The organism is Streptomyces sp. NRRL F-5122 (genome assembly GCF_001507435.1).
In the GTDB taxonomy this organism is placed as follows: domain Bacteria; phylum Actinomycetota; class Actinomycetes; order Streptomycetales; family Streptomycetaceae; genus Streptomyces; species Streptomyces lannensis.
Genome location: NZ_LMWH01000254.1, coordinates 84,205 through 99,673 on the forward strand (window position 1 = coordinate 84,205; position 15,469 = coordinate 99,673).

General features: G+C 70.4%; 11 protein-coding genes. 8 read left to right on the forward strand and 3 right to left on the reverse strand.

All coding sequences use genetic code 11. The features are described from left to right. Window positions 1-5 precede the first annotated feature (5 nt). The 7 genes from chvE to ADL25_RS32325 all read left to right on the forward strand — a co-directional run bounded on the left by chvE (window position 6) and on the right by ADL25_RS32325 (window position 12,111). Complete coding sequence (gene chvE, locus ADL25_RS32295) at window positions 6-1,112, forward strand: multiple monosaccharide ABC transporter substrate-binding protein (protein ID WP_059131437.1); 1,107 nt, start codon at window positions 6-8, stop codon at window positions 1,110-1,112. 44 nt (window positions 1,113-1,156) lie between these two features. Beyond that, window positions 1,157-2,707, forward strand: coding sequence for a multiple monosaccharide ABC transporter ATP-binding protein (mmsA, locus tag ADL25_RS32300; RefSeq protein ID WP_059131438.1), 1,551 nt, complete (start codon window positions 1,157-1,159; stop codon window positions 2,705-2,707). Further along, window positions 2,704-3,948 (forward strand): multiple monosaccharide ABC transporter permease, encoded by a 1,245-nt coding sequence (gene mmsB / locus ADL25_RS32305; RefSeq protein ID WP_059131439.1) that lies wholly within the window; start codon window positions 2,704-2,706, stop codon window positions 3,946-3,948. Before mmsA ends, mmsB begins: the two co-directional genes overlap by 4 nt. A gap of 57 nt (window positions 3,949-4,005) precedes the next feature. After that, on the forward strand, window positions 4,006-5,160 hold the full coding sequence (locus ADL25_RS32310; protein ID WP_059131440.1) for an aldose epimerase family protein: 1,155 nt from the start codon (window positions 4,006-4,008) through the stop codon (window positions 5,158-5,160). Window positions 5,161-5,324: 164 nt separating this feature from the next. Then, window positions 5,325-6,944 (forward strand): pyridoxal phosphate-dependent aminotransferase, encoded by a 1,620-nt coding sequence (locus tag ADL25_RS32315; protein ID WP_059131441.1) that lies wholly within the window; start codon window positions 5,325-5,327, stop codon window positions 6,942-6,944. Window positions 6,945-7,119: 175 nt separating this feature from the next. Beyond that, entirely contained in the window at window positions 7,120-8,700 is a 1,581-nt protein-coding gene (locus ADL25_RS32320) for a substrate-binding domain-containing protein (RefSeq protein WP_059131442.1), read from the forward strand. A gap of 459 nt (window positions 8,701-9,159) precedes the next feature. After that, window positions 9,160-12,111, forward strand: coding sequence for a beta-galactosidase (locus ADL25_RS32325; RefSeq protein WP_059131634.1), 2,952 nt, complete (start codon window positions 9,160-9,162; stop codon window positions 12,109-12,111). A 47-nt stretch (window positions 12,112-12,158) separates the two neighbouring features. Here ADL25_RS32325 and ADL25_RS32330 read toward each other — a convergent pair whose 3' ends face one another. Both ADL25_RS32330 and ADL25_RS32335 read right to left on the reverse strand, forming a co-directional pair. After that, entirely contained in the window at window positions 12,159-13,004 is an 846-nt protein-coding gene (locus ADL25_RS32330; protein WP_059131443.1) for an SMP-30/gluconolactonase/LRE family protein, read from the reverse strand. Then, a complete protein-coding gene (locus ADL25_RS32335; RefSeq protein WP_059131444.1) occupies window positions 13,001-13,774 on the reverse strand; it encodes an IclR family transcriptional regulator in 774 nt (257 codons plus the stop codon). The genes ADL25_RS32330 and ADL25_RS32335 overlap by 4 nt, the downstream gene beginning before the upstream one ends. Window positions 13,775-13,947: 173 nt before the next feature. Here ADL25_RS32335 and ADL25_RS32340 point away from each other — a divergent pair, with 173 nt between their 5' ends. Then, on the forward strand, window positions 13,948-14,544 hold the full coding sequence (locus ADL25_RS32340; protein ID WP_199839244.1) for a hypothetical protein: 597 nt from the start codon (window positions 13,948-13,950) through the stop codon (window positions 14,542-14,544). Here the strand turns inward: ADL25_RS32340 and ADL25_RS32345 are convergent. After that, entirely contained in the window at window positions 14,528-15,409 is an 882-nt protein-coding gene (locus ADL25_RS32345) for an ATP-grasp domain-containing protein (protein WP_059131446.1), read from the reverse strand. The two genes, ADL25_RS32340 and ADL25_RS32345, sit on opposite strands and share 17 nt — an antisense overlap. Window positions 15,410-15,469 lie beyond the last annotated feature (60 nt).

Genomic DNA, 15,469 nt, shown 5'->3' on the forward strand with positions numbered 1-15,469 from the left:
TCACCATGCGCACTCGCAGAGCCGCTCTCGCCGCGATGGCCTCGGCCGCCTCGCTCGCCCTGACCCTGTCCGCCTGCGGCCAGAACAGCGAGGGCGGAAGCAAGGAGGACAAGGGGAGTTCCAAGGGCGGCACCATCGGTATCGCGATGCCGACCAAGTCCTCCGAGCGCTGGATCTCCGACGGCAACAACGTCGTCAAGAACCTCCAGGCCAAGGGCTACAAGACCAAGCTCGTCTACGGCGAGGACGACCCGGACACCCAGGTCTCGCAGATCGAGAACCTGATCACCCAGGGCGTCAAGGGCCTGATCATCGCGGCCATCGACAACAAGTCGCTGAACAACGTGCTCCAGGAGGCCGCGGACGCCAAGATCCCGGTCGTCGCCTACGACCGTCTGATCCTCGGCACCAAGAACGTCGACTACTACGCATCCTTCGACAACACCAAGGTCGGCGAGCTCCAGGCCAACTACATCGTGGACAAGCTCGGCCTGAAGGACGGCAAGGGCCCCTTCAACATCGAGCTGTTCGCCGGATCCAACGACGACAACAACACCAAGTACTTCTTCAACGGCGCGATGAGCGTCCTCAAGCCGTACCTGGACAGCAAGAAGCTGGTCGTCCGGTCCGGTCAGACCGCGCTCAACAAGGTCACCACCCTGCGCTGGGACGGCGCCACCGCGCAGAAGCGCATGGACGACGTCCTCACCTCCTCCTACAAGAGCCAGAAGGTCGACGCCGTCCTGTCGCCGTACGACGGCATCTCCATCGGTGTCCTGTCCTCGTTGAAGTCCGACGGCTACGGCAGCAAGAGCAAGCCGCTCCCGGTCGTCACCGGCCAGGACGCCGAGCTCGCCTCCGTGAAGTCGATCATCGCCGGTGAGCAGACGCAGACCGTCTACAAGGACACCCGCAAGCTCGCCGAGGTCGCCTCGGCGATGGTCGACGACGTGCTGACCGGCAAGAAGCCCGAGGTCAACGACACCAAGACCTACGACAACGGCTCGAAGGTCGTCCCGTCGTACCTGCTCCAGCCGGTGAGCGTCGACAAGACCAACTACGAGGAGACCCTGGTCAAGGGCGGCTACTACACCGACGCCGAACTGAAGTGACCCCGCGGCCGTACCCGACCCCAAACTGATTGGAAGGCACGACCATGGCGGGACCCGTCCTGGAAATGCGCTCGATCGTCAAGACCTTTCCCGGCGTCAAGGCGCTGTCGGACGTCAATCTGACCGTCCGCCAGGGCGAGGTCCACGCCATCTGCGGTGAGAACGGCGCCGGGAAGTCCACCCTCATGAAGGTGCTCTCCGGCGTCCATCCGCACGGCACCTACGAGGGCGAGATCCTCTTCGACTCGGAGGTCTGCCGCTTCAAGGACATCCGGGCGAGCGAGCACCACGGCATCGTCATCATCCACCAGGAGCTGGCGCTGGTGCCGTTCCTCTCCATCGCCGAGAACATCTTCCTCGGCAACGAGCACGCCACGCGCGGGTTCATCAACTGGAACGACACCCTCAAGCACGCCACCGAACTGCTGCGCCGCGTCGGACTCGACGAGCACCCGGAGACCCGCGTCGCCGACATCGGCGTGGGCAAGCAGCAGCTCGTCGAGATCGCGAAGGCCCTGTCGAAGTCGGTGAGGCTCCTCATCCTCGACGAGCCGACGGCCGCGCTGAACGACGAGGACAGCGGCAAGCTCCTCGATCTGATCCTGGAGCTGAAGAACCAGGGCATCACCTCGATCATCATCTCCCACAAGCTCAACGAGATCCGCAAGGTCGCCGACTCCGTCACCATCCTGCGCGACGGGCGCACCATCGAGACGCTCGACGTGAAGGCGCCGGAGACGACCGAGGAGCGGATCATCGCCGGCATGGTCGGCCGCGACCTCGACCACCGCTTCCCCGAGCGCACCCCGCACAAGCCGGAGGAGGGGGCGGCCCCCGCGCTCGAGATCCGCAACTGGACCGTGTTCCACCCGATCGACCAGCAGCGCAAGGTCGTCGACGATGTGTCGATCCAGGTGCGGCGCGGGGAGATCGTCGGCATCGCGGGGCTGATGGGCGCCGGGCGCACCGAACTCGCGATGAACCTCTTCGGACGCACCTACGGCCGGTACGCACAGGGCACGGTCCTCAAGGACGGCAAGGAGATCCGGACCAGGACCGTCGCCGAGGCGGTCGGCCACGGCATCGCGTACGTCACCGAGGACCGCAAGCACTACGGGCTCAACCTCATCGACACCATCAACCGCAACATCTCCCTGACCGCCCTGAAGAAGGTGTCCAGGCGGGGTGTGGTCGACGAGCACGAGGAGCGCCAGGTCGCCGAGGGCTACCGGACGTCCATGAACATCAAGGCGCCGACCGTCTTCGAACCGGTGGGCAAGCTGTCCGGCGGCAACCAGCAGAAGGTCGTGCTCAGCAAGTGGATCTTCGCGGGTCCGGAGGTGCTGATCCTGGACGAGCCCACACGCGGTATCGACGTGGGCGCCAAGTACGAGATCTACACGGTCATCGACCGGCTGGCCGCCCAGGGCAAGGCGGTCGTCTTCATCTCCTCCGAACTGCCGGAGCTGCTCGGCATGTGCGACCGCATCTACACGATGGCCGCAGGGCGGCTGACCGGTGAGGTACCGCGGGCCGAGGCCACGCAGGAAGTGCTGATGCGTCATATGACGAAGGACAAAGAGGTAACGCGATGAGCACGGATGTGACCGCCAGGACCCCGGCCCCCGCGCCGCCGGGCAAGAGCGGATCGGCCACGGGCGGGAGCCTGCTCCAGCTGATGCTGAACGGGCTGCGCCGCAACATGCGGCAGTACGGCATGCTGATCGCGCTCGGTCTGATCGTCGTCCTCTTCGAGATCTGGACCGGCGGGGACCTGCTGCTGCCGCGCAACGTCTCCAATCTGGTGCTGCAGAACAGCTACATCCTGATCCTCGCGATCGGCATGATGCTGGTGATCATCGCCGGGCACATCGATCTGTCGGTCGGCTCCCTCACGGCGTTCGTGGGCGCGTTCGCCGCCGTGCTCACGGTGCAGCACGGTATGGCGTGGCCCCTGGCCCTGGTGCTGTGCCTGCTGGTGGGCGCGGTGGCGGGTTCGGTGCAGGGATTCCTGATCGCGTATCTCGGCATACCGTCGTTCATCGTCACCCTCGCCGGGATGCTGCTCTTCCGCGGCCTGACGGAGATCCTGCTCAAGGGGCAGACCCTCGGCCCGTTCCCGAACGGGCTGCAGAAGATCGGCAACGGCTTCCTGCCCGAGGCGGGGCCGAACACCAACTACCACAACCTCACGCTGCTCCTCGGCCTGGTGCTCATCGCCGCCGTGGTGTGGCAGGAGACGCAGGACCGCCGCCGCCAGCGGGAGTTCGCCCTCGACGTGCCGCCGGCGAAGCTGTTCGTCCTCAAGCTCGTCGCCCTGGTCGCCGCGATCCTCGTGCTGACGCTGCTGCTCGCCAGCTACAAGGGCGCCCCGATCGTGCTGATCATCCTCGGCGTCCTGGTGGTCGGCTACGGCTATGTGATGCGCAACGCCGTCTTCGGCCGCCACATCTACGCGATCGGTGGCAATCTGCCGGCGGCCAAGCTCTCCGGCGTCAAGGACAAGAGGGTCACCTTCCAGGTCTTCCTGAACATGGGCGTGCTCGCGGCCCTGGCGGGGCTGGTGGTCGCCGCCCGTCTGAACGCGGCCTCGCCGAAGGCGGGCGTGAACTTCGAACTCGAGGCCATCGCCTCGTCGTTCATCGGTGGCGCGTCCATGAGCGGCGGTGTGGGAACCGTCCTCGGCGCGATCATCGGTGGGCTCGTCCTCGGCGTGCTGAACAACGGCATGAACCTCCTCAGCGTCGGCACCGACTGGCAGCAGGTCATCAAGGGCCTCGCCCTTCTGGTGGCGGTCGGCTTCGACGTGTGGAACAAGCGCAAGTCCGGTTCGTAACACGTCAGCTCGGGCCCCGTCGTGACGACGGGGCCCCACCCTTCACGGGAGCCGCACATGGAACTGAACAGACGCACAGTCATCGCGGGCGCCGCGGCAGCGGGCGTCGCCGCGACCACCCTCGGCACCGGCACCGCCGAGGCCGCCACGGGAGGCAGGAAGCCGGTAAAGGAGCTCTTCGGCAAGCTGGATGACGGCACGAAGGTCTACCGCTGGTCCCTGCAGAACGGCGGCACCCGGCTGAAGGTCCTGTCCTACGGCGGCATCATCCAGTCCCTGGAGATCCCCGACCGGCACGGCCGCTACGCCAACGTCTCGCTCGGCTACGACAACCTCGCGGCCTACGTCGCCGGCACCACCTTCTTCGGCGCCACGATCGGCCGCTACGGCAACCGCATCGCCAAGGGCCAGTTCACCCTGGACGGCAAGAAGTACCAGCTGAACGTCAACGACGGCGTGAACAGCCTGCACGGCGGCGCCAAGGGCTTCAATACCAAGGTGTGGGACGTCGAGGGCTTCACTTCCGGCTCGGACGTGGGCTTGCACCTGTATTACACCAGCGTCGACGGCGAGATGGGCTATCCGGGCACACTCAGGACCAAGGTCACCTTCACACTGAACCGGGACGGCGACTGGCGGATCGACTACGAGGCCACCACCGACAGGCCGACGGTCGTCAACCTCACCAACCACACGTACTGGAACCTCGCCGGCGAGGGCAGCGGCACCGTCGAGGACCACGAGCTCACGATCGCCGCCTCCCGCTACACGCCCACCGACACGGGCCTGATCCCCACGGGCGAACTGGCGAAGGTCTCCGGCACCCCCTTCGACTTCCGCAAGAGCAAGCCGGTCGGCCGGGACATCCGCGCGGGCCACCCCCAGCAGGTGCAGGCCAAGGGCTTCGACCACAACTGGGTGCTCGACAAAGGCGTCACGGCGAAGCCGGTGCACATCGCCACTCTGCGCGACCCGCGCTCCGGCCGCACCCTGAAGATCGCCACCGACCAGCCGGGCCTGCAGTTCTACTCCGGGAACTTCCTCGACGGCACCCTCGTCGGCACCTCCGGCCGCACCTACCGGCAGGGCGATGGCTTGTGCCTGGAGACCCAGCACTTCCCGGACTCCCCGAACGAGCCGTCGTGGCCGTCGACCGTGCTGCGGCCCGGCCAGACGTACCGGACGACGACGATTCACTCGTTCGGCGCGTGACACCTCACCGGAGGAATCGGTTCCGGAAATCACACCTGCTTCACACGAGTTGAACACCGTCCCTCCCCCGTCCGTATGACTGGGTGGCCCGTGCTCCCCCGCGCGGGCCACCCACAGACGACGGGCCCGCCGTCCCCACCGGGCCCGCCTCATACGGAGGTTCCATGGGCGACACCGTCACCTCGCTGTTCCGCGGTACCGCGGCGCACAGTCCCTCGATGGCGGCGCTGACGCGCGAGGGCGGCGACGGAACGGGTCCCGTGGACTTCTGCATCCCCTGCAACCCCTACTTCCCCACGCCCGCCATGTTCGACGAACTGGCAGGACGGCTGCGCGAGATCATCACCTACTATCCGAGCAGCGCCGAGACGATCACGGCCGAGCTGTGCAACCTGCTCCAGCTGCCTGCGAGTTGTGTGGCGATGGGCAACGGCTCGACCGAACTGATCACCTGGATCGACCATCTGCTGGTCCGCGAGTCCCTCGCCGTCCCCGTCCCCACATTCGGCCGCTGGACCGACCAGCCCATGGAGACCGGCAAACGCGTCGACATGTTCCCGCTCCAGGAGTCCAGCGGTTTCGCCCTGGACCTGGCCCAGTACGCCGAGTTCATCCGAAAGCGCGGCACCCGCGTCGCCGTCGTCTGCAATCCGAACAACCCCGACGGCGGGTTCGTGCCCCGCCAGGCGCTGGTGCAGTTCATGGACGCGATGGCGGACCTCGACCTGGTGGTGATCGACGAGTCGTTCCTGGAGTTCGCCGACGCCGAGAACGAACCGAGCGTCGTCCAGGACGCCGTGATGCGGCCCAACGTCATCGTGCTGCGCAGCCTCGGCAAGAACTTCGGACTGCACGGCATACGCTTCGGCTACCTGGTCGCCAATCCCTCGCTCGCGGGCCGGGTCCGCTCGATGCTGCCGAAGTGGAACCTCAACTCCTTGGCCGAGCACGTGGTGTTCATGCTGAGGGAGCACGGCGCCGAGTACATGGAGAGCCTGCACCAGGTCCGCCGCGACCGTCTGGACATGTCCCGGCAGCTCTCCCAGCTGCCCGGTCTGACGGTCTACCCCTCCCAGGGCAACTTCCTCTTCGTACGCCTGCCCCTGGGCGCCGAGGGCACCGTCGTCCGTGACCGGCTGCTCACCGAGCACCGGATCCTCGTCCGCGAGTGCGGCAACAAGATCGGTTCATCCAGTCGCTTCCTGCGGCTCGTGGTGCGCCCCGAGGTGGACGTGCGTCGCCTGGTGTCCGCCATGGAAGAGGTGCTCTACGGGACCAGGAGGGGAGCCGCCGTGCCCGAGCCGGGCACAGGGACCAGCTACAGCTCGGGCACGGCGGCGGTGGACCGGCTCGTCAGCCAGACCAACGGCGCGGGTGTCATGGGGCTCGCCTCCCAGGCGTCGTCGATGCCGCTCGCCCCCGGCTCGGCACCGGCCCCCGTGCCGATGCCCGCGCCGATGCCCGCGGCACCCCCGCTGCCCGCACCGACTCCGCTGCCCGCACCGCCCGTCCCCGCCCCGATGCCCGCTCCGGCACCCGCTCCCATGCCGGCGCCGGCCGCCGCTTCGCAGCTGCCCGGAATCGCTCCGGCCCCCGCCGCCGGTCTGCAGCCCGTCCCGCAGACCGGCCTGCCCGGACTCGCGGCGGCCGCGCAGAACCGGCGCGGCATGCCCGCCGCGGGCGGTCTCACGGCCGCTCAGGTCCGCGGCCGCACCCAGCCGGAGCCGGTCCCCGAGCCGACGGGCTGGCCGGCGGCGGGCGCGATGTACAACCAGGTCGGCTGAGCCTGCGCGGCGGGGGCCGCGCAGGTGACCTCGCGGCCCCGCAGGCGAACCCCGGGTGTCCCAGTTGACGCGCCGGTGAACATGGTCGGGAGGATCTCGGTTTCCCCGGGCAACCAGGTGCCCGCTCCACTCACCATGGCCTCTCCGATCATCGTGCCTGCTGCAGGAGTTGACCGTGAGCGGCATTCCCTGGGACACCGCACTGGCCGTCTTCGGTCTGGCGGTCTCCGGCGCCGCGGCCGTGTGGGAGTTCACGCTCGTCGGCCGCAAACTGCTCGGCTACCGGGTGCAGATGGACACCACCGCCCAGGACGCGGCCGCCGCACCCTACGCGGGGGTGCTGCAGCAGATGCAGCACAACGGCACGCCTCTGCGCGATCCGTCGTTCGTGCTGCTGCGCATCGAGAACAGCGGCCGGGCCCCGATCGTGGAGGACGACTATCTGGCGCCGGACGGCGCCCGGGCCGGCATCCGGGTCGCGTTCCGGGGCCGCCGTGTCGTCGGCATGGTCGTCACCGAACTCAGCCGCAGCGAACTCGGCAGCTTCTTCACCCCCGACGACCACGGCCCGGGCAGCCCGCAGCAGGTGCCGGGCCTCGGCGTCAGCGACGGTCTCATCGAACTGCCCAAGGTGGAGCTCAACCGCCGCGACCACTACAAGGTGCTGGCGGTGCTGGAGCGCGAGGAGGACTTCAGGGAGCAGGCCTTCCCGGACCCTGAGGTGGTCGGCGGCATCGTGGGCGGGGTCCGTCGCGGCAGGATGCGGAAGACCGAGTACTACCCGTTCGCCGCCAAGCCGGTCCGGGCGCTGCTCGTCGTCCTGGTGCTGGTGCTCATCGGGGAGTCCCTCTTCATGCTCCTGCGCAGCGACCCCGAGCCCGCGCCGCTGGATTGCGCGAGCGGCACGCTCACGCTGTCCGGCTCCACCGCGTTCGCGCCGGTCCTGCGCGAGGCGGCACGGCAGTACGAGAAGGTCTGCCCCGATGCGCACATACCCCTGTCCGATCGCACCTTCCAGGGCAGTGTCCCGGGCCTCAGCGCTCTCGCCGCGGCGGGCAAGAAGGCCCACCTCACGGGCAGCCAAGGCCTGGGCGACCGGCTGGCGTTCAGCGACGGCCCGAAGAGCGAGGACGGGCGCCCGCAGTTGCTGCCCCGCCCCGTGGCGCTCTCCCTCTTCATGCTGGTCGTCAACCCGGACGCGGGCGTGAAGGACCTGTCCCTGAAGCAGGTGAGGGGCATCTACGCCGGGAAGATCACCAACTGGAACCAGGTCAAGGGCAACGACGTGCCGATCCACCTGGTCAGCCGCAACCCCGGCTCCGGCACCCGTACCACCCTCGAACGCCAGGTCCTCGGCGGCAGGTCGTTGCCGGCGGCCACGGTGAGCGACTGCGCGTCCCTCGCGGCGGCCGAGCCGGGACGCTGCGAGGTCGCGGACACGGAGACGCTCCTCGACACCGTGGCCTCGACGCCCGGCGCCCTCGGGCACAGCGAGGTCGGCGCCGCCACGGCGCAGGACGGTGTCGAGGAGGTGCGGATCGACGGCTATCCGGCCACCCTCGAAGGTGCCGACGAGGGCGCCTACCCCTACTGGCAGACGGAGTTCGCCTACACCTACGGCGAGCCGCCGGCCGCCTCCATGGCCGCGGGCTTCCTGCGCTACCTGGCCGACGAGGTCGGCAAGGACATCATCCGCTCCCACGGGGACCGGCCCTGCTCGGAGCTGGCCAAGCCGTTGCTCTGCCGCCCGAGTTAGGGCGGCCTCCGCCCTAAGGCCCCGCCACACGGGACCGGGACCCCGCCGCCGACCGGAGTGCCCTGTGCCTCGTCCCGGACGACGGCCGCAGCCGGCGCCGGACGGCCCGCCTCAGCGCCGCACCGTCGGCGGCCGCCGACCACCGGTACTCCGTCCCCGCCCCCTTCGGCGGCCTGGACGACCGGCCCGACGCCCCCGGAACTTTTCCTCGGCAGGGCGACACGCGGGCCCGAGCGCGATGACGACGAGCAGGACCGTCGGCGGCCGTCCGCCCGTATCGGGGGAACGGGCGGACGCGTGGCCCCCGTTGCCCCCGCGGCGCGTTCCCCGGACCCACGTGTGCGCGAAGCCCTCGTACCGCCCGTACCGCGTAATCCGTCCGTTGCGGGTCCCTCATGGGCCGTCCTGGTGCCGGGCACCGGTGACAATGACGGCATCCGCGACCCTGAGGAGACCGCCTTGGTGTTGAGCAGACGCGCCTTCAGCGCGATCGTCGGAACCGCCGCGCTCGAGCTGGCGCTCGGTGCGAGCGCCGGGCATTGCATCGCCGCGACAGGGCCCACCGGCCCCGCCCCCGGGCCGCCGCGTGCGGACGGACGGCGTCACACGGTGGGCTTCGACAGATACTCGATGATCGTCGACGGCGGACGGGTCGTGCTGTGGTCCGGCGAGGTCCACCCCTTCCGGCTGCCGAGTCCCTCGCTGTGGCGGGACGTCCTGCAGAAGATGCGCGCCCACGGCTACAACACGGTCAGTGTCTACGTCTCCTGGAACTACCACTCTCCGGCCCCCGGCTCCTACGACTTCACGGGCGTGCGCGACCTCGACCTGTTCCTGCGCACGGCAGCCGAGGTGGGCCTCTATGTGATCCTGCGCCCCGGCCCGTACATCAACGCCGAGGTGGACGCGGGCGGTTTCCCCGGCTGGCTGACCGCCACGAAGGGCAGGGCCCGCACCTCCGATCCGACCTACCTGACGTACGTGGACGAGTGGCTGACCGCCGTGAACCGGATCGCGGTGCGTCACCAGTACACCGCCGGAACCGGCACGGTCGTGCTGTACCAACTGGAGAACGAGTACGCGGACCACGTCACCGAGGCGGCCGGCCGCGACTACATGGCCCATCTGTACCGCAAGGTCCGCGCCGACGGCGTCGACGTGCCGCTCTTCCACAACGACAAGGGCAGGAACGGGGACTGGGCGCCCGGCACCTTCGACACCGGCGGTGAGAGCGGGCACTGGCTCTATGCCTTCGACGGCTACCCCTCGCCGTTCCGGACCCCGCCGGACTGGGGGTACTTCGGCCCGGGCGGGACCAAGGGCGGGGCGTCCGCGAGCCCGGGCACCCCGGGATTCCTGGCCGAGTTCGGGGGCGGCTGGTTCGATCCCTGGGGCGGAGCCGAGTTCGACGGCAAGGGGTACGCCGAGTCGCGCCGTACCCGGGACGCGGCGTACGAGCGGCGCTTCTACCTGACCAACCTCGCCAACGGCATCACGATCCACAATGTCTATATGACCTTCGGCGGCACCTCCTGGGGCTGGCTGCCCGCACCGGTCGTCTACACGTCGTACGACTACGGGGCCGCCCTCGACGAGGCCCGCCGGCCCACCGCCAAGCTGGTCCCGATGCACCAGCTCGGTCATCTGCTGGACAGCGTGCCCGAGTTGGCCGAGCTGGACCGTGCGGAGGACCTCGACGTCGGCGGCGGCCCTGGGCTCAGGGCGTACCACCTCGTCAACCGGAGGACACGGGCGCACGTCCACGTGCTGCGCAACGACACGCCCGACGAACGTGTCGCCGCCGTCCCGCTGGCCGGGACGACCGTACGGGTGCCCGTCCCCGGCCTCGACGCCCGGCTGCTGGCCACCGGGATCTCCCTGGGACAGCGCACGCTGCGCCACTCCACCGCCCAGCCGATGCTGCGCCTGACCGCGGGCCGCCAGGACGTCGTGGTGTTCACGGGCCGCACGGGCGAAACGACGGAGACCGTCGTGGAGGCCGCGGCCGAACCGGTCTTCACCGTGCTCGAGGGGGAGGCCCGCTGCGAGTACCGGAACGGCGCGCTGCACGTGCAGGCCCGGCTCGGCGGGCTGGTCCGGGTGCTGGTGGACGGCGGAGGGGTACCACGACCGCTGCTTCTCCTGCTCGCCGACGACACAACCTCCGTGCGGCTGTGGCGTCATGACACCCCGTCGGGTTCGGTCCTGGTGTACGGACCCGAGCTGCTGCGCACGGCCGGTCTGAGCGGTACGACCGCGCAGCTGGGCGGCGACACGGTCGAGGAGGCGGACCTGGAGGCGTGGCTGCCGCGCGGTGTGACGGAGGTCGTCTGGAACGGGCGGCGCGTGCCCACGCACACCACCCGCTCGGGCAGCCTGCGTGCCACGCACCGGCTGCCCGGCGCGGGACCGGTCCGGCTGCCCGCGCTGACCGGGTGGCGCCGCCGCGTCGAGAACCCCGAGTCGGCACCCGGCTTCGACGACTCGGCGTGGCGGACGGCCGACCGGACCACCTCCTCCAGTACGACTCCTGTGCCGGCGCCGGGACCCGTCCTGTTCGCCGACGACTACGGCTTCCACTACGGCGACGTCTGGTACCGGGGCCGCTTCGAGGACGCGGCCGGCGCCTCAGCGGTGTCGTTCTCGTATGTCACCGGCACCCAGGGCCTGCTGATGGCGTGGCTGGACGGCAGGCCCCTGGGCACGCACCGGATGCCCGTGCCGGACAAGGCGACGGTCCGGAAGGGCACGTGGTCGGCGACGGCCGCGTTCCCGGTCGCACCGGGGAAGGGACCCCATGTCCTCTCCGTCCTCGTCCGCCGGATGCAGCACGACCAGGACGGACGGGCCGACGACACCCACAAGGCGGGACGCGGGCTCGTCTCGGTGGCCTTCGACGGTGCGACACCGCGGGTGAGATGGCGGATCCAGGGCGAGACCGCGCCCGATCCCGTGCGCGGACCGATCAACAACGGCGGGCTGTACGGGGAGCGGCACGGCTGGCATCTGCCCGGATTCGCGGACGGCGGCTGGGAGCCCGCCGAACTGCCGCGGGGCGAGCGGCGGCAGGGCGTCGTCTGGTACCGGACCACCTTCCGGCCTGCCGTCGATCCGGGAACGGACGCGTCGATCGGGCTGACGCTCACCGACGACCCGTCCCGCGCCTACCGGGTGCAGGTCTTCCTCAACGGCTGGAACATGGGCCAGTACATCAACGACGTGGGCCCGCAGCACACGTTCGTCCTGCCGAACGGGGTGCTGAACACCCGTGGGGAGAACACGCTGGCCCTGGCGGTCCTCTCCGACGGGACCACGCCGGCGGGACCCGGAGGAGTACGGCTGACGCTGCTCGGCAAGGCGGCGGGAGGAGTCCCGGTGGCGCTGGTGGACTCCCCCCGCGCCGCGCACTGACGAGAGCGGGGGCCCCTGCCCGGCGGGCCGGGGCCCCCGACGAGGGGTCAGCCGGCGAACGCGGGCTGCGGCAGGCCCTTTCCGGCGCCCGGCACGACGAGCACCGAACCGGAGAGCGGATGCGGTGCGTCCAGCCCCGTACGGGCGGTGGTGATGTACAGGTCGGCCAGGTCCGGCCCGCCGAACACACACGCGGTCGGACGGCGGACGGGCAGCTCGAGGACGCGGTCCAGCACGCCGGAGGGGGTGTAGCGGTGTACCGCGCCGCCGTCCCACAGGGCGACCCAGACACAGCCGTCGGCGTCGACGGCGAGCCCGTCGGGGAAGCCGCGGTCGACGTGGGCCAGCGGGCGCCGGCCTGCCGGGAGCCCGTCGTCGCGCACATCGAGGACGTCGACCCGCCGGGTCGGCGAGTCGATGTAGTACATCAGCCGGCCGTCGGGGCTCCAGCCCGTGCCGTTGCTGACGGCGACGTCGTCCAGCACCGTCAGGACCTCGCCGTCGGCTGTGATCCGGGACAGCGTGCCACCGCCGGGTGCCTCGTCGTACCGCATGGTGCCCGCCCACAGTGATCCGTCAGCGGCGACGGCCGCGTCGTTGGCGCGGCGGCCCGGGACGACCTCGCGGTGCAGCCAGCGGAAGTCGCTGCCGCCGGGCCCGTACAGGCCGACTCCGTCGCGGAGGTTCACCACCAGACCGCCGCCGGCACGCGGCTTGGCGGCTCCCACGTGCTGCTCCGTGGCCATGACCGTGCGGCGTCCCGAGGCGGGATCATAGGTGTGCACCCGTGAGCCCAGGATGTCGATCCATATCAGCCGCTGTGCGCCGGTGTCCCATGTCGGCCCCTCGCCCAGGGCCGCCTCGGCCCGTACGGCGACCTCGTAGCCCGTCATGCGGCACCCCTGTGGCCGAGCCTCTCGGAGAGCTCCGCGGCGCCCTTCGCGGCGAGCTGTTCGAGCTCGGCACGGCGCTCGTCGCTCCAGCGGATCATCGGTACGGAGATCGAGAGCGCGGCGACGACCTGTCCGGCGCGGTCGCGCACCGGCGCGGCGACGCAGCTGACGTCGGGGTTGGACTCGCGGGTCTCGACGGCGAGACCGCGTCCCCGGATCTCGTCCAGCACCGTGCGCAGGACCGCCGGGTCGGTGATGCTGTTGGGGGTCATCGCGACGAGTTCCGCGCCGTCGGGGATGCGGGCGGCCAGTTCCTCCGCCGGGAGGGAGGCGAGGAGCATCTTGCCGACGGAGGTGCAGTGGGCCGGCAGCCGGCGGCCCGCCGCCGACACCATCCGCACGGCGTGCGTGGAGTCGACCTTGGCGATGTAGATGACGTCGGTGCCCTCGAGGATCGCCACGTGCACGGTCTCGTCGCAGGTCTCGGCGACGGACCGGGCGACGTGCTGGCCCTCGGCGGCGAGGTCCAGCTGCTCGGCGTAGCGGCTGCCGAGCTGGTAGGGCCGCACTCCGAGCCGGTAGCGTCCCGGTTGCCCCGGCACCTGGACGATGTAGGAGCGTGCGGCGAGCGTGGTGACCAGCTCGTGCACGGTGGTACGGGGCAGCTGGAGCCTGCGCACGATGTCGGGGGCGGAGAGCGTCCCGTCCCCGTCCAGGAAGAGCTCCAATATGTCGAGAGCCCGGGTCACGGCAGGTACAAGGCGTCCCACGACCGGCCCCCTCCCTTGCGTTCGAAATTTCAACCGGCGATCGGCATGGCGAACACAGGCTAATCACAGTGGACTGGGCCGGGCAATGGCCCGGTCCAGGTGACGTCCCGGGGGCCCGGTCCCGAGGGGCGGTCGCCGTCCCGGTGCCGTGACCGTGGGCGAGGATGGTGTGCATGCCGCCCGCGAAGCGCCCCACCGACCCCTTCACACCCGTCGACTTCCAGCTGGTCCTGCTGCGCCGCATGGCCGACCACAACCCGGACCTCGTCGAGAACGCCCGCCACGAACTGGGGGTCTCGATCGCCGACATGCGCGAGGCGAACCGGCGCTGGCAGGCGATGCTGCACTCCCCGCGCGCCCGGGCCGCCGCCTCCCGTTACCGCTCCGTCCTCGGCGAACCCGAGTCGACACAGGCCCGCAGGGTCGGCGACCTGGACTGCCGGGCGATGCTCTGGCCTGTCCCGCTCTGGCCGGATCTGCGCTTCGAGATCCTGGTGGCGCCGAACGGGGTGGTGTGGAACGAGTGGCTGGTACGGGCGCCGGGCGCGCCCGGCCCGAAGCTGGAGACCCTGGAGGACCTCACCCCCTGGTCCTGCACGGTCGACGAGGTGGCGCGCGCCTTCGCCCCGGCCCGCCCGTTGGAGGGCACGGCCCCCACCCGCTGGGGTCTGGCCTTCACCGCGCCGGACGCCTCGGGCGAGCGGCGCGACGTCGCCGCGGAGTTCACCTGGGGGCTGTTGCAGCGGACGGGCGTCAGCGGGCGGCCGTGAGGACGGCCTCCACCACCGTCGGCAGCGACCCCGCATGCAGGTCGAGGAACAGGTTGGGCTCGACCAGCTCCAGCTCCATCACACACGGACCGCCGTCCGCGCCGTCGACGAGGTCGACCCGGGCGTAGAGGAGTTCCTCGGAGCCCGGTATCGCCGCCAGGGCCCGCTCGGCGACGGCCAGCTCCTCCGGGGCCGGGGTCCAGGCCTCCAGGCGGGGGTGGGCCACCTTCTTCTCGTCGTACGGCGTTCCGGGCGCGAGAACGGCCCCCTTCCGGCTGGCGTGCAGCAACCGCCCGCCGAAGAACTGCAGCGCCCGCTCTCCGCTGACGTCGATGTTCTTCACATAGGGCTGCACCATCGCGGTGAACCCCTCCGCGTGCATCCGCTCGAGCTGGCGCACGGCGGTGGCCCGCTCCGCCGGGGTGTACCGGGCGGCGTAGCGGGCGCCCGCGCCCGAGGTGGGCTTGACGACGTACTCGTGGTCCTCGGGCAGGTCGAGGGGCTCGCCGGGGGCGAGGTACCGCGTGGGGACGACGGGTACGCCTGCCGCGGCAAGGTCTCCGAGGTACCGCTTGTCGGTGTTCCAGCGCACGACCTCCACCGGATTGGCCAGCCGTGTGGCCCTCGCACAGCGCTCGGCCCACGCCGTGAACTCCGCCGCGCGCCAGCTGTAGTCCCAGGTGGAGCGGATCACGGCCAGGTCGTAGGCCGCCCAGTCGATGTCGGGGTCGTCCCAGTACACGGCGTCGGCGGCGGCACCGGCCGCCCTCAACTCCGCCACAAGTCCCGGCAGATCCCGGTCGACCGAGACCTCCGGCCGGGGGCGGCACGTGACCAGTGCGACTCGGGCTGCGGAGCGGGGCACGTCTGCACTCCTGTTCTTACGGCGGCTGCTGAGCGCAGGTTAACAACGGGCCGGGGAACC